Source organism: Synechococcus sp. RC10B2, assembly GCF_047502635.1.
Window position 1 is genome coordinate 33457 of sequence record NZ_JANSHO010000076.1, and the last position, 17776, is coordinate 51232.

Genomic DNA, 17776 nt, shown 5'->3' on the forward strand with positions numbered 1-17776 from the left:
TATTGGCGCAGGAGACCGACCATGCCAACCGTAACGCGCGAGCAGATTTTGGACGCCTTGAGGAACATCGTCGACCCCGATTTGCACCGCGATATTGTGTCGCTGGGGTTTGTGAAGGAGGTCGCGGTGTGCGACGGTGCGGTCAAGGCAGTAATTGAACTCACTACGCCCGCCTGCCCTGTGAAAGACCAGATGAAGGCGGAGGCAGAGCGGCTAATTGCGCAACTGCCGGGCGTGTCGGCGGTGCATGTGGAGATGACGGCGCAGGTGCGCGGGCGCAGCCTTGACCCCGAAGACATCTTGCCCGAAGTCAAGCATGTGATTGCGATTGCCAGCGGCAAGGGTGGGGTTGGCAAGTCCACCGTGGCAGTGAACCTCGCGGTCGCGCTGGCGCAGTCGGGCGCACGGGTCGGGCTGCTTGATGCCGACATTTATGGTCCCAGCATCCCTAAGATGATGGGCTGTCAGGGCGAGCATCCGCTGGTAGAGTCGGGGCAGATTATCCCGATACGCCGCTACGGGGTGTCGATAATGTCCATCGGCTTCCTGCTGGAGGAGGAGCAGGCGGCGATGTGGCGCGGTCCGATTGTGGCGGGCACGGTGCGCCAACTCTTTGTGGATGTGCGCTGGGGCGCGCTGGACTACCTGCTGGTGGATTTGCCCCCTGGCACGGGCGACGCGCCGATGACCACCGCGCAACTCGTGCCGCTGACGGGCGTGGTGATTGTGATGACGCCGCAGGCGGTCGCGGCGTCGATTGCAGGCAAGTCGGTCGCGCTGTTTCGCAGGCTGAACGCGCCGATTCTGGGCGTGGTGGAGAACATGGCGGAGTTCGTGTGCCCCAGTTGCGGGGCGCGCACGGCGATTTTCCCAGGTCCGGGCGCACGCGCCTTCGCCGAGAAGTTAGGCGCGCCGTTTCTGGGGTCTGTGCCGTTGGATCCGGCGGTGAGCGTCGCCAGCGACGCGGGTCAGCCCGCCGTGATTGCCGCGCCCGATTCGGCGCAGGCGCAGGCGTTCCGCGAAATCGCGGGCAAACTCGCCGCGCAGGTCAGTGTTGCCAGCATGGCGGGCTAAAACCCGTCGTCGTGCTGGTGCGTATACACCCCCACAGGGTGTCCGTAGAGTTCCTCCAGTACGGGCATCTGCAGCACCTCGTCGGGCGCGCCCGTGCAAATCAGGCGGTGGTGGATGCACACCACGCGCGTGGCGTAACGGCTGACCACACTCAGGTCGTGCGACACAATCAGAATGCCCATGCCCTGCTCGGCGCGCAGCCGCTCGATGAGTGCGTAGAACTGCACGCGCACGCCGACATCGATGCCCGTGGCGGGTTCGTCCAGCAGCAGGAGTTTCGGCTGCTGCGCGAGCGCGGCGGCGATAATGATGCGCTGCAACTCGCCTCCTGAGAGCGTGCGGATGGGCTTGTCCAGCAGGTGCGCGGCGTCCACCGCTGCCAGCACGCCCTCCATCGCCGCGCGATTGTGGAACCACTCGCCCAGCATCGCCCACAGCAACTCGCGCGTGAGCAGGGGCATCGTGCGGTCGAACTGCAACGCTTGGGGCACATACCCAATCTGTTGGCGGTCAGCGCGGGTGAGCCGTTCGGGCGACTTGCCCAGCACCTGCACGCGCCCCTGATACGGCAGCAGCCCCAGCAGCACGCGCAGCAGGGTCGTCTTGCCCGCGCCGTTGGGACCAATCAGCGCGACCGTCTCGCCCGATTGAACCTCCAGCGAGACGCCTTCCAAGATTGCCCGCCCGCCCAGCACGACCGACACATCGGCGGCGTCGATGAGCGGCATATGCACCTCACTTGCGCTTCGGCGACTCGTACATCGCGAAAGCGTTGTGGTTGTGGATAGATTCGATAGACTCGCACTCCACGCGATACCAGATAAGCTCCTCACGCTCGCTTAGGTGCAGGGCTAACTCGCGGGCGACATCTTCCACGAAGCGCGGGTTCTCGTAGCTGTATTCCGTCACAAACTTCTCGTCGGGGCGCTTCAGCACGGGGTAGACCAGCGAGCTGGCAGACCTTTGCACCAGCGGCAGGTACTCGTCGGGCAGGCGCGGCAGGTGGTCGCGGGTCTGCACCCAGATGCGGGCGAGCGCGCGCTGGTTGTGCGCCCCATACTTCGAAATCGCCTTACTGCACGGGCAGAGCGTCATCGCGGGGAACACGAACGCGCTGACGGCACAGGGCGCGCCGTTGTTGAGCCGACAATCCCACTCCACCTCCACATCCAGCAAGCCGGGCGTGCCCGTGACAGGCGCGGGCACTTGCAGAAAGTAAGGGAACTGCATCTGCAGGCGCGCCGAGCGGCTGTTGAGGCGGTCGCGCGTGGTCTGCAACAGAGCCTTCACCTCTGCTGGGGCGCGCGGCTCCGACGCCCATTCGTACAGCGTCTCCACCAAGCGGCTCATGTGCGCGCCGCGCTGTTCGGCGTCGATGTCCACGCTGAGGTCGGCGACGGCGATCACCTGCTGGGTGGTCTCGGCGGGCGTGCGCAGCAGCACGGGCAAGCGCAGACCGCGAATGCCGACCGCATGCAGCGCGACCCCGCGTTGATCGGTCTCCGCCGCGACATCGGGTAGCGATACAGGCGTTTTCATATCCGCTGAATCATACCCTATCGTTCAGGGGTTTCTAATACCAATCGCGTGGACACAGTTTACAAAAACAAGCGCGTTTGAAGACCCCCTCCTTAAGGTTCCCCCTGCTCACAGGGGGAACCGAACTCGTGCGCGGTTCCCCTCGCGAAGCGGGGGGAACCTCACGGAGGGGGGCAATTGTAAACTCCGCCCACGCGGTTGGTGTGAGACACTTCTGGCAGGAGTCGCGCACTATGCGCCGAATCGGGGTAGTATGTTCGGACAGCGCAGACCACGGAACCCCTATGCGCCGTTTCGAATGGGCGTGCAGAGCTACTCGATGCGCAAGATGGGGCTGGAGGCGATGCTGCAGGCGACCCGCGCGTTGGGGCTGGATGCGATCGAGGCATTTATGGCGCACCTGCCGTATTTCAGCCCGCGCGAGCAGTGGGACGGTCTCAAGCGCACGGTCGCCCAGTCAGGCGTAGAGGTGTTGGCGTATGGGGTGGTGAGTTTTGGCGCGGACGAGCAGGCGGCGCGCACCATCTTCGAGTTCGCCAAAGCGATGGGCATCCCCGTGATTACCGCCGACCCCGCGCCTGAAAGCTTTGCATACCTGGCGCGGCTGTGTCAGGAGTACCGTATCCGCGTCGCCATTCACAATCACGGACCCAACACGCGCTACGACACCATTCGCACGGTGGAGGACGCGATGCGCGGGCAGCCCGACTGGATTGGCGCGTGCATTGACACGGCGCATTTCCTGCGGTCGGGCGAAGACCCTGTAGCGGCGGCGCGGCGGTTCGGCAAGCGCGTGCATGCGGTGCATCTGAAGGATGTGAAAGACCGCACGCGCTACACCCTGCTGGGCGAGGGCGACTTGGACTTGGTAGGCTTCTTGCGTGTGCTGCGGCGCATCGGCTTCAAAGGCTGCCTTGCGCTGGAGTACGAGGAGAAGCCCGACGACCCGCTGCCCGATCTGCGCGCGTGCCTGCAGGCGATTCAGGGCGCGCTACGGAAGGTTTGAGGGCTCACTCCTCAAACTCGGCAAGACGCTGGCTTATGCGTGCCTTCACGCGCTTGCGCCACTGGTCTACCAGTCGGTCGTTCGGGTACTCCTTGCTGGCGCGTTCCAAGCAGCGCAGGGCGTCTGTGTAGCGGTCGTTCTCGTATAAGACCGCAGCACTCAAGAGCGGGTACTGTTGGGCGTTCTCGCGCGCCCAGCGCAGTGCGCGCTGCTGCTCCGCGTTTAGCACATAAAACTCGCGCCGAAAGGTTTGCGATTCCTCGCCTTGCAGCACGGTAATCGTTAGGGTGTATTCGCCGGGGCGCAGGGGCTTGTCAAGCGTGAGACGGGTCTGTGCTGGGTTCAGCGTCGCCTCTGCGATAGGCTCCTGCTGGTCGGCGCGGGTCAGGCGCACTTGGTAGCCTGTCGCGTTTGCCACAGGCGCCCACTGGAAGAACACCGTCCCTGGCTCGATAGCGCTGTTCGATTCGATGTCGGGGTTGCTTAGGCGCAGCCACGGCGTTTTGGGTTGCTCGCCGGAACGCACCGCGAGTTGCGCCACCGATTGCTGCATCCAAGCAACGGCGCTGCCGACGAATGCAGGCAATTGGCGTGCGCGGCGAAGTTCCTCTTGCGTGTTGAGTGGGGGCGCACTGGGCGCGGTTAGGCGCGATTCGGCAATTTGGGGCTGGGCGCGGCTTGAGAGGGTTTCCGCTCCAGCGGGTAAATCGGGTGTCGCTGCGATGACCGTCGGCTCGCCGAGCGTTTGTGGCGTGCGTGCTTGCCACAGCATCACTGCAAACACCACCGCGGCGACCGCCGTTGCGGGCGCGAAGGTCAGCGTAATCGGCAGCCGAAACCGCTTGAACCAGCGTACAAGGCTGGGGCGCTGCGCCTCGATAATCTGGCGCGCCTGCAAGTAGGCGCGTCGGCACGACGGACACGAAATCACATGTGCCATTCGCGCGTAGTAATCGGTGGCGCGTCGCCCCCGACGCGCTAACTCGACAATCTGCTCAAAGTCTAAGCATGCCCCTGAGGGAGCGTGCCGCAGCCGCCGCGATAGGCGTCGCTCCAGCGGCGTATGCGCCTGCCTAATCTCACGCATCTTGATCTTCATAGCTCATATCCCCTGCGGGAATTCTGTAGGTTCCCGCGCTTGTTCGCTTCGCCGACTATTATACAGTCTGCGATTGCCCGTTTGTGACAGGGTTTCGAGCGGTTATGCAGGTGATTTAGCGACAATCGCCGACGAGTATGAACCCTGCCCAATAGTAGGGCGGCTCATTGTTGCGTGCCATCGCGTGCTGTACCTTTTGTAGGGCACGATCCTTGGGCAGCTTGTCGTTGACATATGCCGTGTAAAACGCACTGACCAGCTGGGCGGTCTTTTCGTCGTCCACTTGCCAGAGCGTTGCGCCGACCGTTTTCGCGCCGACCGACAGGAAGGCGCGTGCCAAACCCATCACGCCTTCGTAACGGTACGCTTTACCTGTCCCTGTCTCGCATGCGCTCAGCATAACCAAGTCCGCTTGCAGTCGCCACTGGGCGAGAATCTGCGCAGCGGTCAGTTGGCGGTTTTCGTCCGTGCCGAACAGGAGCCTCGAATTGAGGGGCGCATTACTATCGGCGTCTGCGTGGCAGGCAAAGTGGACGATACGCGCCATCCGCGCACGCTCGCGCACCACATCTGGCTGAACCGCCTCTTCGCGCAGCACGCTTGCCCCTAAGAACAGCCGTTCGAGGTTGGCGACCTCCTGCGAGACATATGCCAGGTTGCCCAGAGCGCGTCTTTGTAGCGCGATTTCTTCGCGAGCATCCGCTGCGTACTGAGACACAGCGACGATGAGAACTCCTTGCGACGCGGGTTCCGTCAGCCGTGCGTAGCGATAGACCCCCATAGAAGGCGTTGTGTGGAGGGCGACGCGCTCGACCCAGTAGGTCGGTTGGTTATTGCGCACTTCGGCAACCAGGGCTGCCCACGGCAGCAGGTTCAGCACACCCTCCGAGCAGAGCAGCACGCGCTCATAGCCCGTCAACGCCGTTGCGACGGGCGCAATCAGCGTCTCGTAGAGCCACGCACCCAACTCGACGACGCGCGAGTGGTTCCTTTGCTGAATTGCTTCGCGGAACCGCTCCACCGCGCGGGTCAACCGTTCGGCGTTGACCGCGCCATAATGCGCTTGCACGCCTTGACGCGTGACCACGAGGATGAGCAGGTTGTTTTCCACCAGCGCGTGATAAATCAGGGCGACATCTGGCTCTAACTGTTGTTGGATGAGCGCGAGCGTCAGTTGGGGCGGCGCAAGCAGGCGCGCCACTTCGGGGAAGCGTGCGCGCAGTTCCGCATCCAGTTGCTGCAGCTCGCGCTCGATGGTCGTCAGCGCGTCGTAGAGGGGGCGCGCCTCGCGCTCGGCGTCTTCGGGCGACTTTCGCAGTGCCTCGTCGGGGGGCGACTCCACCAGCGCGTAGAGTTGGCTAATCTGGCGGCGTAGCTCCAGCCGCTGGGCTTCCAAGCGTTGCTGTTGGCGCAGCAGCTCCGCCAGCGCAGGGGAGGTGTCCGCAAACTCCACTCGGTTGCGCTGAATCTGCTCGACGAGCGTGCGCGCACGGCTCTGCTCCAGCAGTTCGACCGCGCGTCCGTACTGACCACGCTCCGTCTCCAGCAGGGCGAGCAGACTGTACGCTTCGTAGTAGTCCTCGCTGAAGGCGACTTGGCTCTCAGGGTCGGGGATGAAACTGCGTTGCTGCTCGATGATTTGGATGGCGCGCTGGAGTCGCTCGCGGGCTTGGGGGGCATTCCCACTGCGATAGTCGAGCTTGGCGAGGTTTAGCTCCGCCAGCGCCACGAACAGCGAGTTGGGCGCGAGTTGCTGATAGCGTCGCAGGGCGGCTTCGAGGTCGCTGTATGCGGCGTCGCTGGTTTCCGTGCGCATAGAGATGACCCCGCGATAGTAGAGCGCGTGCGCCAGCAGCAGCGGGTTGCCGCCGGGGCGCTGCAGGGCAGCGATTGCCTGCTGGAGCGTCTCGCGTGCTGTGTCTTGACGCCCCGCACGGATTGCAGCGATTGCCAAGCTTAGGTTCACCCGCGTGAGCAGGTTAGCTTGTGCGAGCCGCTCGGCGGCAGCGCGAGCGTTCCCAAAGAGGGTCTCGGCGCGCTCCGCGTCGCCAAGCTCCAGCGCGAGCGCACCGCGATTGAGCCTGATTTGCACTGCAAGGGGCGACTCAGGCGCGAACTGATCCAGTATTTGTTGGGCTTGGGCATAGTAGCTTTCGGCGCGTTGGAGGTCGCGTTGGCGCAGGGCGAGGTTGCCCAGCCCGCTTAGGGACTGGACTTTCAGCAGCGGGGGTGTTGGCAGTTCTTGGACGAGCGCGTGCGCCTGAGTATAGTAGCGGAAGGCGGCGTCGAGTGCGCCCTGACGCAGAGCAAGATTGCCTAAGCCAATCAGTGTTTGCGCGTGGAGCGCAGTTTTCCGCGCGTTGTGTTTCAGCTGCGCTTGGAGCGCGTTCTGGAGGTGGGTCTCGGCTTCACTGAACGCGCCTAACTCGGTCGCTACGAAGCCCAGCCCCATCCAGGCGCGGCTGCGTCCCAGCGGCTCGGCGTTCGCCGCGTCGTAAGCCGCCAGCGCCTGATCGAAGTAGCGGCGCGCCTGCACGAAGTCGCGGCTGTAGAACTCGGCGAAGCCCAGCGCGACCAGCGTATGCGCAACCGCAACGGGCTGGGCATTCTCCTGTTGGCGGATTTCCAGCGATTGGCGACAGAATTCGCGTGCCTGCGCGACCTCACCCCTCTCCAGGGCGCACACGCCCAAGTTGTAAAGCGTGCGTGCGATATTCAAAGGCGTATCGGCGAGCGCCCGCTGACGCTCTAAGGCGCGTGTGAACTGCTCTGTAGCGGTTTTGAAATCGCCGCGTCGGAGCGCAAGGCGTCCCAACTCGTGGCTCGCCTGAATCTGCTCACTCGGCTCCAGATTCGGGTTCTGGGCGGCTTTTAGGAGCCACTGTTCGGCGTCCTGCAATCGGTCGGTTTCGAGGGCGACCGTGCCCAACCCAAGGGACACCTGCCCCACTTCGCGCGATTCGGGCGCGACCGATTCGGCAATCTGCTGCGCACGCTCGTAGAAGTTTCTCGCGTCGTCCCAGCGCTGCTGGCGGAGCGCGATTGTGCCCAGCCCGATGAGCGTTTGCGCGTGTTCAAGAGTGCCTTCGCCACTCTGCGCGTAGATTTGCAACGCGCGTTGATAGAACCGCTCGGCTTCCTCGAGGTTGCCCCGTCGGTAGATTAGTTCGCCGAGCGCTTTGAGCGTCGACGCGAGGGCGGGCGTGTTGGGGAGCAGTTGCTCTTGACTGTTGAGCGCGGCGCGCAGATAGATTTGCGCCGTGTCCAGTTGGTTTTGTCGGAGGGCGACCACCCCGAGGTTATAGCGCGTCTGTGCCAGAAGCGTTTCGTCTGCTCCCAACGCTTGTCGGAGGGTGAGGGCGCGCTCCCACAAACGCTGACAGATTGCCCATTCGTTCGCCTCGAACCAATCTTCGGCGCAGAAGCCCAGCGCCTGCGCGAGTTCAAGGGAGATGTTCTGCTCGGTGCGTAGCCGTTGCCAGACCTCTTCGAGCAGTTGTTCGGCGCGGGCGCGGTCGCTTTGCCAGTAGCAGAACGCTAACGAGAGGGTCGCCTCCAGTTCAAGCGGGGGGTTGCCCAGCTCTTGGTAGGTGCGGCGCGATTGTTCCCAGAGGGCGATGCATTCCTTGTGGAGGTCTTCACGGCGCAAGCGGTGGAGCGTCCGTGCGCGCAGGTGGGTCAGGTACGCTTGTTCCAGCCGCGACATACGCCTATGCGCGTCGCGTTGCTGCAGCGCGCCGATACGCTGCAGGGCTTCGCGGTACTGTCGCTGTTCGATGGCTTGCTCTACGATACGCAGCTGCTCCTGCAAGGTTTGTGCAGGCGATCTCGGCTGCTGCGCGCCGCCGAGGCACACGCTCGCCACAACCAACGCTATCAACAGCTCGATTCGTGTGCGCATGCTCTCCCCTACCCTTTCGTTCAGCATGAAAACTCGCCCAAGTCGAGGACGAACGCCTCGTGTCTATCGGTGTCTGGGCAGTAGCCCTCGCCGACGATGTAGCGTCCGTTGGGTGAGACGGCGTAGGCGCGTTCCAACACTTCACCCGTCGCGCGTAGATGCGCGAAAAGCATGTTCAAGTCTTGCATACCGTCTTCAGGTGTCCATAGGAAGGCGAAGAGACCGCTGGTTTCGTCCAGCGCTTCGCCGACAATGCGTGTGCCATCGTAGGAAATGCTATGCGCGTGGCTGATGTCGTCGTCGACTTGGCGCAGGGCGCACATCCCTTCGTGAGGCGTCCATCGGAAGGCGCGTCCGTCGCTTTTGCCCACGACCACATTCCCGTCGCGCGAAACGGCGCGCGCCTCGCTTTGTCCGCCATCCAGCGCGCCCAGTCGCTGGATTACCCCTGAAGCGTCCCAGCGTACCGCCTGGTAGTGGATATGCCCCACGCGGTACTTGCCGTCGGCGGAGACGCCATACGCGGCGCTGGGATTGTCCTGTGCAAGCACCTCAAGGGTGTCGTGGCGCCACTGCACGGCGCGACCTTCCAGTTCGCCTACCCATACTTTGCCGTCGGCATTCACCGCGTGGATGTACCCGTCCTTGAGGTCGCGCTGTACCCCATACTCTGGTGTCCAACGGAGCGAGCATTCGGTGCTGGAAACGAACACGGCGCTACCGTCTGCATTCGTGATGCAACGCGGCTGGCAGTTCTCCCCTAACTCGCCCAGCAGCTCAAACTGGTAGGGGTGCCATCGAAAGGCGCATGCAATGTAGACGGGGTAGTTGCCGCGGGCGTCGCTGTAGCGATACTCTTCGGCAAAGGCGACGCCAACAACGGTTCCATCGTCGGCGACGCCCTGAGCGACGCTACTATGCGAGTACGATTTCGGCGTCCCGAGCCAAGTCAGCCGCTGCCCGAATACATCCACGCGCGTCCGAAGCGTCGCGTCGACGGCAGTTGTTTCCCAAAGCTTGTGCCGTGCGCGCTGGAGAGTCTCCTCCACAGTGGACACGCGCTCCTGATGAAGCGCGGCGATTTCGACAGGCGCGTAGCCGTTGATTACATAGTCGTACCAGATGAGAAACTCTTCTGGAGACAACGCCTGACGCACGCGCTCAATAAGTTCTCGCTCTTCTGCACTCAGCGGGCTGCGCGGCTGCAACTCCGAAAGTTCCTGCAGAACGCGCGCCTCCTGTTCACTCAGCGATTCGCGCGGCAGGGCGGCAGTATGGTAAATAAATCCGATAAGCACAGCCCCTATCCAACGCTCGCACTCGAACTCGGTGTCTGCGTGGATGGGTAGAATCAGCGGGAGTCGCTCGAGGAAAGCGTTGGTGAGCCGCTCCGCTTCACGCCCGTCTCGAATCAACATGCACACCATCTCGGACACGATTGGACGCAGCGCGCTACTGAGCCGTTCGTAGGCGGCGGACAGCGACGCCTCTGTCGTACCAACGCCTTCGCGAGCGGCGCGCTCTAACGCAAAGATTTCCAAGCACTGTCGGTTAATCTCGCTCCACTCATGCTGTTTCATCCTGTTCACCTCCTGGTGCCGTTGAGGAGATTACTGTCGTGTGCGGGCGCGCAGGTTATTCACGGCGCGCGTGATTGCCTCGTCGTTAGGATACTTCTGCTGGGCGCGTTGCAGGGCGTCGAGGGCTTCTGGATAACGCTCCAGTTGGTAGAAGACGAGCCCTGCCACTAAGGGCGCTTCGGAAGCGTTTTGACGCGCCCAGCGCAACTGCGCTCGCTGCGCCTCGGACATCACGCGGAATCGAATCTCGGTTTTGAGTGTAGCGCGTTCGCCACGCGGCGCACTCAGAATCAGCTCGTATTCGTCCCCTGACGCAAGAGAGCGGAGTTGAAACTGGGTTTGCGTCGCGGGCAGTTCCTCTTCCAGTAGCGTTTCGCCCGTATCGCTGTGGCGGAGGGTGAGCCTGTACCGCACGGCGTCCTCCACGGGACTCCATCGGAGGGTCAGCGTCGTGTCCTCCAGTAGGTCGGTCTCACTCAGGTCGGGTTGCAGGATGCGAATCTGCTGAATGCTACGCCCGTCCTGCCCGCTACGCGCTGTTCTGCCCTGCGCCAGCGAGGCGAGGGTACGGCTCAACGACTCCGCACCCTGTGAAAGGAGTCGTCCGACAGATGCCAGCTCTCGCTCAAGGGGTGAGCCTTGCGCCTGCGCTGTCCCCGAAGAAGGTGGGGGCGATGGTGTCCCTGACACTTCCCGCGCAGTCTGGAATCGGTCGGAACGCTCCTGCTTCGTCTGGCTATTCTGCCCTGAAAAACTGTTCCCATCATCTCCAGTGGGCTGCTTCTTCGCAACTACAATTCTTTTTTCACGGTTTCCTGTCCCCTTGGGTGTAGAGGTCTCTGGCTTAGGCTCTTGTTCGGACTTAGTGCGCAGATTTTTCTCCTGCTTGGGGGCTGTTGAATTCTGCGGCGATTGGGCAACTTGCGGGTTTTGAGGCGTAGTGGGGGTGTCGTTCTGTATGCCTGAATTGTTGGGCGCGGGCGTGTTCGAAGCGATGAGCGTGCTGCTCGCGGGCTTTGGGTACAACGCCCACACCGCGAACGCGAAGACCACCCCTGCGAACCCCGTTGCCAGCGCCCACTGGGGCAGGCGCGGGGTTGCGAGGCGGCTGAGCCAGCGGGCGAGGCTGGGACGCTGCGCCTGAAGAATCACGCGCAGTTCCAAGTAGGCGCGTCGGCACGCGGGGCACGAGATGATGTGTGTCATCTGCTCGTAGTAGCCTGCGGCGCGTCGCCCACGCTTGGCTAACTCCAGAAACTGCTCGAAGGTGAGGCACGCGCCGAGGGGCGCATAGCGCAGGCGCTGCATCAGACGCCGCTCCACGGGCGTCCTACCACTTGCGATTTGTGGCATCTGCTTTTGGTTTTTCATGCTGATCACCTCTTGGCTTCAAAGACTGCTGACAATCAAGAGAAGGCAGCCCAACAAGTGCGCAAGGATTTTAACGCACGCTTGGCGGAACAAGTTCAGTTGCCGCCAACCAGGGGGTTTCCGACTGCCGTCGTGCTGCAGAGTTTCTTGCAGGAGCGCGAGCTCCTTTTGCGTGAGCGGTTCTGTAGATTGCATGCATCGCGCGATGGCAGCGCGCACCTCGTCCTCGCTCAGGATACTGGGGTGCAGGATAATCGCGGCGGCGACCTTTTGCCGTGCGCGGAGCATGGTCTGCCGCGCCCAGTTCTCGGTGCGATCCAGTAGTTCGGCAATCTGGCGATACGACGAGCCGTTCACGATTTGCTCAAGCCAGACCAGGTACTCCTCGTCGTTGAGTGCGTCGCGGGCGCAGACGAGGATCAACTCCAGCCGTTCGCGCTCGCTAACCTGTTCGGTAGGGTCAGGGTCGGACGACGCTGCCCACTCGGAGGCTGAGGGCGTCTCTTCGTCAGCGTCGGGAGGCAGCCATTCCGATTCGCGCACTTCGTGGCGTGTAATGCGCAGGTGGCGTTCCAGCATGTTGTACGCATAGTTGATAACCACGCGCCCTGCCCAGTGCTTGAATGGGGCAATCTTTGGGTTGTATTGAGGAATTTTTGCCCAGAGATGCAGCAGCGCTTCCTGCACGAGGTCTTCTACCAAGTGGTGGTCGCGTGTGAGCGCGCGGAGCATGGCGTGTACCTGAGGGCGTAGCAAATCGATGAGGCGATCTCGTATCGCTTCAAGCTCGTGTCCTCCATCGCCTGCGCACTCTGCTTCCAGCACTCGTTCCACCACAAGCTGAATCTCATCCCAAGCGTTCGCACTCACGGCTCTCTCCGCCTGCGCTTCTCCCGCTGACCCATTATACCTCGAAATTGTGCCGTAAGTGCTGGAGCCGCCAGATTTTTTAGTACACAATCGTCCACAGAGCACGCTAACTGCCGCTTGGGCAGGCAGCGTAGGGATTGCTTCACTGTGAAGACATAGCCCCTGTGTATGCCACAGCGTTCCGTGTGTGCGTCGCAAGTTGCGCCCTGCCATTATAGTTCCCTCTACCTCTACTACAAAACTTAGCCGCTCTTTGTGACAGGTTTCTGGTCGGCGCAGAGTCGGCAGGAAACGCGCCCTGCACACAGAAATCGTATGCCGTATGTCCATCAAGCCTGTGATGCAGGAGCCTGCGCAGGCGCAGTCCGACGGGCTATTTACTACGCCGACAATTGAGCGGGCGCGCGGTCTGCGCCTACGCGGGCTAATCATCGGGTTCGCCCTGCTGCCGTTCACGACCTACTGGGCAGTAGAGATTGTGCTGAGCGTGATTTTCTCGCTCATGATTCCGCCCGTGGCGACGCTGATGGTCGTGGCGCTGCTGAACGCGATTGGGCGGCTGGTGTTCCGACGCTGGCTGCTGGAGACGCCCGACCTCGTGGTGATTTTCACGATTCTGTTCGTGGGCACGGCGATGGCGGCGGAGTGGATGAATGTGTGCGCCCCGCTGTGGCACTCGTTCGGGCTGTACGCCGAGAACAGCGAGACCTACCGCAACCGCGTGATTCCGCACCTGACCTCTTGGCTGTTCCACACGGACGCCGAGCCGATTCGCGAGTACGGCATTGGCGGCTACAAGTTCCCCTACGCGCTGACCAAGCTGGGGGTGTGGCTGCCGATTTTCCTGGGCTGGATGGGGCTGTTCGGCTTCGCGACGCTGGCGATGCTGTGCATTAATGCGCTGATGCGCCGCCTGTGGACGCAGCAGGAGCGGCTGGCGTTCCCGATTATCCAAGTGCCCATGCTGTTGTGCCAACCGCAGTCCCCGCTGTGGCGCAGTCGCTACCTGTGGGGCGCGTTCGTGGTGACCTTCGCCATCGGCGTCATCAACGGGCTGCATGTGTTCTTCCCGTGGATCCCGCGCATCAATGTGCGATTCCTCGCCGCGCTGAACGACTACTTCACCACCCCGCCGTGGAATCAGGTGGGCTGGATTCCCGTCGGACTGTTTCCCTACATGGCGGCGATTGGGGTGTTCGTGCCGAACGACTTGCTGTTTTCGAGCGTGCTGTTTTACTTCGTGCGCAAGGGCATGCAGGTGATTACGGCGGCGATGGGCTACGAGCAGGGCGTGTTCGGTGGGGGGTACTTGGTGCCGCAGCCGCCGTATTTCAGCGAGCAGTCGTGGGGCGCGTTTTTGGGGCTGTTCGTGAGCGTGATCTACGCCTCGCGGGGCTACCTGAAGGAGGTCTGGCGCGAGATCAAAACGGGCGAGAACCCCGAAGCGGGCTACGCGCTCTCGGCGCGCGCGGCGTTCATCGGACTAATCGTGAGCCTGATGGGGCTAATCGGGCTGGGCGTCGCCGTCGGGCTGCCGTGGTGGCTGGTGACGATTTATGTCGCGCTGTTTATGGCGTTCAGCGTGGTGGTGACGCGCCTGCGGGCGCAACTGGGCGCGCCCATCCACGAGATGGCGTTCATGGGACCGCACCAACTGATGATCGCCTTCACGGGCACGCAGAATCTGACCGAATCGACGATTGCGAAGCTGATGACCACCTTCCACTTCATGAACCGCCTGCACCGCACGCACCCGATGCCGTATCAGCTGGAATCGATGAAGATGGGCGAGATTGCGCGGCTGAACCAGCGCGCGCTGTTTTTCGTGATAGCGGCGGCGATTCTGCTGGGCATCTTTTTAGGCGAGGTGTTCAGCATCAACCGCTACTATCGCGACGGCGCGGGCGACATGGGCGGCGGGATGGCGGGCGTGATTACCCAACTCGCCGACAACCGCTACCCGCCGAATGTCACGGCAATCGCCTTCTTCACGGGCGCGTTCTGCTTCGTGCTACTGCTCGACTTCATCCGCTACCGCATCCCAGGCTTCCCCATCCACCCTGCAGGGTACGCCCTGTCGATGAACTTCGGCATCGACTATGTGTGGTTCGGACTGGGGATTGTGCTGCTAATCAAACTGTTTGTGAACCGCTACTTCGGCTTGACGGGCTACGAGAAGCTGCGCGCAGTCGCCATCGGCGTTATCTTAGGCGAGTTCGCCATCGATATGCCGTTGGCGGTGTACCACCTGATTACGGGTCAGGCGGTCTACACGATTTCCATCAACGGGCACTTGGGGTGGAATCAGTAATAAGTGTCTTTGCGATATGATTGCAACATGCGAATCGGGCAGGCACAAGACCTGCCCCTACAAGGTTGGTGTCGCCGCGCCTCCGTAGGGGCAACCCTTGTGGTTGCCCGCTGTGTCGAAAATACAGCGCATGGGCACTTACCAATCGCGTGGGCAGAGTTCACAAAAATTACCCCCCTCCTTTAGGTTCCCCCCGCTTCGCGAGGGGAACCGCGTGGGGCGCGTGGGTTCGGTTCCCCCTGCTTGCAGGGGGAACCTTAAGGAGGGGGTTATCGGGCATACTCGTTTTTGTGAACTTTGGCTGCGCGATTGGTATTAGCACCCGCTGCCGAAGTTGAACAGCACGAGCAGCAGGTCGCTGTCGTCGACGATGCCGTCGCGGTTCAGGTCTGCCTGCGCGTTGTTCGACCCGAAGGCGAACAGCACGAGCAGCAGGTCGCTGTCGTCCACGCACCCATCGCCGTTGGCGTCGCCCGTAGGCGTCAGCGGCAGTCGGATGCGCCACATCCCGCGCCCGTAGGTCGCCGCCATCAGGTAGCCTGTGGCGGGCACAACGCGCACGGTGTTGACCTGCACATTCGGCAGTCCCAGTGGCTGCGTGCCGTTGCGCCAAGTGGCGCCGCCGTCCAGCGTGTAGAAGAAGCCGACATCGTTGCCGACATAAATCACCGTGTCGGGCGCGGCGGGATCCAGCGCAATCGAGTTCGTATGCACATCGGGCAGCCCCGTCAGCCCTGACCCGCTGATGTTGACCCACACGGGCGTGGTCGCCAGCGTGTTGTCGCAGCGGTAGACATGGGGCGTGCCCGTGCCGCCCAGCGCGACATAGACCTTGTAGGGGTTCGTCGGGTGAACCGCGATGTCGCTGATGGAGCGGTTGGGCAGGTTCGCGTTGATCTGCCGCCATGTTGCGCCGCCGTTCGTGGTCATCCACACTTGCCCGTCGTCGCCGCCTGTGTAAATCACATTCGCGTTGCTGGGCGCGCCTGCAATCGCGCGGAGCCTGCCGTTGGTGAGCGACTGGTTACCCAACCGCGCCTCCCATGTGCCCGTCGCCTCGTTCCAGCGCCACAGGTAGTTCGTGCCTGCCAGCAGCCAGTTCGGTTGCGCGGGATGGAGAGTTAGCGGCGCAATAAACGCCACGCGGTCGGAGCCGTAGTTGGGCGTGATGTTAGACGCATTGCTCCAGTTGTTGGTGGTACGCAGGATGTTGAGGTACTGATAGCTACCGTATTGGATGTTCGGATTAATAGGGTTGAAAGCGCAGTAGCCGCCGTCGCCGCCGATGATGCACCGCCAAGCGTTCAGGTTGCCGTTCGCGCGTGGGGTGGCGTTGTCCTGTGCGCCGCCCATCATACGGGTCGGGTCGGTCGGGTGGAACGCCGCGGCGTAGAACTGCGTGATGCCCAGCGTCGCGTTCAAGCCGACGATGGTCACCGCGCCCGTGCTGGGCGTGTAGGTCAGCCGATAGACGCCGCCGTCCGTGCCGACCAGCAGCTCGTTCGGGTTGCGCGGGTTGATTGCCATGCTGTGGATGTCCACATGGATGTTCGCCTGATTGGTGAAGCCCAGTCCGATGGAGCGCCAGCCGTAGGCGGGCGTCCACTGCACCAGATCCACCAGCCCCAGATACAGCACATCGTTGCCCGCGCTGTCGCGCGAGATGTGCATCGTCGCGTCGTACCATGCCTGATAGAAGCCGCCGTCCACGCTGGGGTTCATCGCTGTCCATGTGTTGCCTGCGTCGTTGCTAACCCACACTTGGGCGTTATTGCCCGACATCAGGTACACGCGCTCAGGGTTAGTCGGTGAGGTCGCTATGCGCAGCGCGCGCTGGTTGCCGCTAAACGGCGGGGTAAGGGCTGTCCAAGTCTGCCCGCGATTGGTGGAGCGCAGCAGGCGTCCGGGGTTTCCGTGCCCGACGGCGTAGTAGTAGCGGATGCCTGTGTTAGGGTTGCGTGCGCTGACGGCGAGGTCGCTCCAAATCGCGCTGACGCTGCTGACTCGCGTCCAAGTCTCCCCGCCGTCGGTGCTGCGCCAGAGGTCGCCTGGGACATTCTGATAGGGTCCCCAGCCCGTGCAGGCGGTGATGATGTTGGGGTTTTCGGGGTCAATCACGATGTCTGACACGCACAGATTACGAAATACCGTCGCGCCGAGTTGCTGCCAGGTCTGCCCGCCGTCGGTGGAGCGCATAATCCCCTGCGAAAACGGGCGCATCCAGCCCTGAAAGTCGCCCGTGCCCACATAGAGGATGCTGGGGTTCGTCGGATGCACGGCGATGCAAGCGACCTGCAGGAACTGCCAGTGGTCGGTGAGCGGCTGCCAAGTCAGCCCGCCGTCGGTGGTCTTCCACACGCCCCCCTGCGGCGCGCCGATGTAGTAGACATTCTCGTTGACGGGGTCGTAGGCGACGGCGTTCACGCGCCCTGACACCGCCGCCGTGCCGAAGTAGGTGCGGTAGGGCGGGTTGGTGTTGCGCGGACCGACGAACTCCCAGCGTGCGCCTGACGCGGGGAAAAACGCGCCCGCCATCAGGTCGCGCTGCTCCGCCGCGCGGATATACGCCAGCCAGTCCACCGAATCGTTCGGGTAGGCACGCACATACAGGTAGTCCCACAGCGCCTCTAAGTATTCGGGTCCCTCTTCCAGTTTGTGGCGTTTGGCGGGGTCTAACGGCGCGCCCGATTCTTCGAGGGCTTTGACACGAGCCTTCGCCTGTTGCTTCTCGCGTTCAATCCACTGCTTGAGTTGCTTGAGCGAGTAGTAGGGCGGGTCGGCGGTGATTTGCGTCTCGGTTTCCGATGGGCGCGCGTCTGTGGGCGACGCGCTTGAATTAACCTCTTGGGCTGCGCCTGCGACAAATAGCGCGAGCAGCCCCAACAGCCAAAAGGTGCGCATGCCTGTATTATACCAACTGCACTGCCAAAGTTCGTGGATGCACAGGACTCGAATCCCCCCTCACCCCGACCCTCTCCCCCCTTGACAAGGGGGGAGAGGGCAGCTGATAAGGGTACATCGCTTG

At 62.7% G+C, this 17776-nt stretch carries 12 protein-coding genes; 4 read left to right on the forward strand and 8 right to left on the reverse strand.

Translation table 11 applies throughout. The features are described from left to right. Window positions 1-21 precede the first annotated feature (21 nt). On the forward strand, window positions 22-1074 hold the full coding sequence (locus NW855_RS11495; RefSeq protein WP_414508792.1) for an Mrp/NBP35 family ATP-binding protein: 1053 nt from the start codon (window positions 22-24) through the stop codon (window positions 1072-1074). On the opposite strand, the gene NW855_RS11500 is transcribed toward NW855_RS11495, so the two are convergent. After that, window positions 1071-1802 (reverse strand): metal ABC transporter ATP-binding protein, encoded by a 732-nt coding sequence (locus tag NW855_RS11500; RefSeq protein ID WP_414508793.1) that lies wholly within the window; start codon window positions 1800-1802, stop codon window positions 1071-1073. The two genes, NW855_RS11495 and NW855_RS11500, sit on opposite strands and share 4 nt — an antisense overlap. A 7-nt stretch (window positions 1803-1809) precedes the next feature. Continuing rightward, the gene (gene folE2, locus NW855_RS11505; RefSeq protein WP_414508794.1) at window positions 1810-2613 is read right to left on the reverse strand and encodes a GTP cyclohydrolase FolE2; all 804 of its coding nucleotides are present in this window, start codon (window positions 2611-2613) and stop codon (window positions 1810-1812) included. 304 nt (window positions 2614-2917) lie between these two features. Here folE2 and NW855_RS11510 point away from each other — a divergent pair, with 304 nt between their 5' ends. Then, window positions 2918-3619, forward strand: a complete 702-nt coding sequence (locus NW855_RS11510; RefSeq protein WP_414508795.1) for a sugar phosphate isomerase/epimerase family protein — start codon at window positions 2918-2920, stop codon at window positions 3617-3619. Between the two features lie 4 nt (window positions 3620-3623). On the opposite strand, the gene NW855_RS11515 is transcribed toward NW855_RS11510, so the two are convergent. The 4 genes from NW855_RS11515 to NW855_RS11530 form a co-directional block, all read right to left on the reverse strand. Beyond that, complete coding sequence (locus tag NW855_RS11515; RefSeq protein ID WP_414508796.1) at window positions 3624-4718, reverse strand: hypothetical protein; 1095 nt, start codon at window positions 4716-4718, stop codon at window positions 3624-3626. Window positions 4719-4833: 115 nt separating this feature from the next. Continuing rightward, on the reverse strand, window positions 4834-8619 hold the full coding sequence (locus tag NW855_RS11520) for a tetratricopeptide repeat protein (protein ID WP_414508797.1): 3786 nt from the start codon (window positions 8617-8619) through the stop codon (window positions 4834-4836). Between the two features lie 20 nt (window positions 8620-8639). Beyond that, the gene (locus NW855_RS11525; protein ID WP_414508798.1) at window positions 8640-10199 is read right to left on the reverse strand and encodes a hypothetical protein; all 1560 of its coding nucleotides are present in this window, start codon (window positions 10197-10199) and stop codon (window positions 8640-8642) included. A 30-nt stretch (window positions 10200-10229) separates the two neighbouring features. Beyond that, complete coding sequence (locus NW855_RS11530; RefSeq protein ID WP_414508799.1) at window positions 10230-10775, reverse strand: hypothetical protein; 546 nt, start codon at window positions 10773-10775, stop codon at window positions 10230-10232. 382 nt (window positions 10776-11157) lie between these two features. On the opposite strand from NW855_RS11530, the gene NW855_RS11535 reads away from it, so the two are divergent. Continuing rightward, window positions 11158-11343: a hypothetical protein gene (locus NW855_RS11535; protein ID WP_414508800.1), complete on the forward strand. Its 186-nt coding sequence runs from the start codon at window positions 11158-11160 to the stop codon at window positions 11341-11343. A 245-nt stretch (window positions 11344-11588) separates the two neighbouring features. Here the strand turns inward: NW855_RS11535 and NW855_RS11540 are convergent, their stop codons facing one another. Further along, complete coding sequence (locus tag NW855_RS11540) at window positions 11589-12440, reverse strand: RNA polymerase sigma factor (protein WP_414508801.1); 852 nt, start codon at window positions 12438-12440, stop codon at window positions 11589-11591. A gap of 322 nt (window positions 12441-12762) precedes the next feature. On the opposite strand from NW855_RS11540, the gene NW855_RS11545 reads away from it, so the two are divergent. Further along, window positions 12763-14751, forward strand: coding sequence for a DUF6785 family protein (locus tag NW855_RS11545; RefSeq protein ID WP_414508802.1), 1989 nt, complete (start codon window positions 12763-12765; stop codon window positions 14749-14751). Window positions 14752-15066: 315 nt separating this feature from the next. Here the strand turns inward: NW855_RS11545 and NW855_RS11550 are convergent, their stop codons facing one another. Beyond that, on the reverse strand, window positions 15067-17652 hold the full coding sequence (locus NW855_RS11550; RefSeq protein WP_414508803.1) for a VPS10 domain-containing protein: 2586 nt from the start codon (window positions 17650-17652) through the stop codon (window positions 15067-15069). Between the last annotated feature and the right edge of the window lie 124 nt (window positions 17653-17776).

Excerpts from the sequence above, each read along its gene's own strand:
- NW855_RS11525 (WP_414508798.1), bottom strand. The coding sequence starts at position 10,199 with ATGAAACAGCATGAGTGGAGCGAGATTAACCGACAGTGCTTGGAAATC.
- folE2 (WP_414508794.1), bottom strand. The coding sequence starts at position 2,613 with ATGAAAACGCCTGTATCGCTACCCGATGTCGCGGCGGAGACCGATCAA.
- NW855_RS11500 (WP_414508793.1), bottom strand. The coding sequence starts at position 1,802 with ATGCCGCTCATCGACGCCGCCGATGTGTCGGTCGTGCTGGGCGGGCGG.
- NW855_RS11495 (WP_414508792.1), top strand. The coding sequence starts at position 22 with ATGCCAACCGTAACGCGCGAGCAGATTTTGGACGCCTTGAGGAACATC.
- NW855_RS11545 (WP_414508802.1), top strand. The coding sequence starts at position 12,763 with ATGTCCATCAAGCCTGTGATGCAGGAGCCTGCGCAGGCGCAGTCCGAC.
- NW855_RS11520 (WP_414508797.1), bottom strand. The coding sequence starts at position 8,619 with ATGCGCACACGAATCGAGCTGTTGATAGCGTTGGTTGTGGCGAGCGTG.
- NW855_RS11535 (WP_414508800.1), top strand. The coding sequence starts at position 11,158 with ATGCCTGAATTGTTGGGCGCGGGCGTGTTCGAAGCGATGAGCGTGCTG.
- NW855_RS11550 (WP_414508803.1), bottom strand. The coding sequence starts at position 17,652 with ATGCGCACCTTTTGGCTGTTGGGGCTGCTCGCGCTATTTGTCGCAGGC.
- NW855_RS11515 (WP_414508796.1), bottom strand. The coding sequence starts at position 4,718 with ATGAAGATCAAGATGCGTGAGATTAGGCAGGCGCATACGCCGCTGGAG.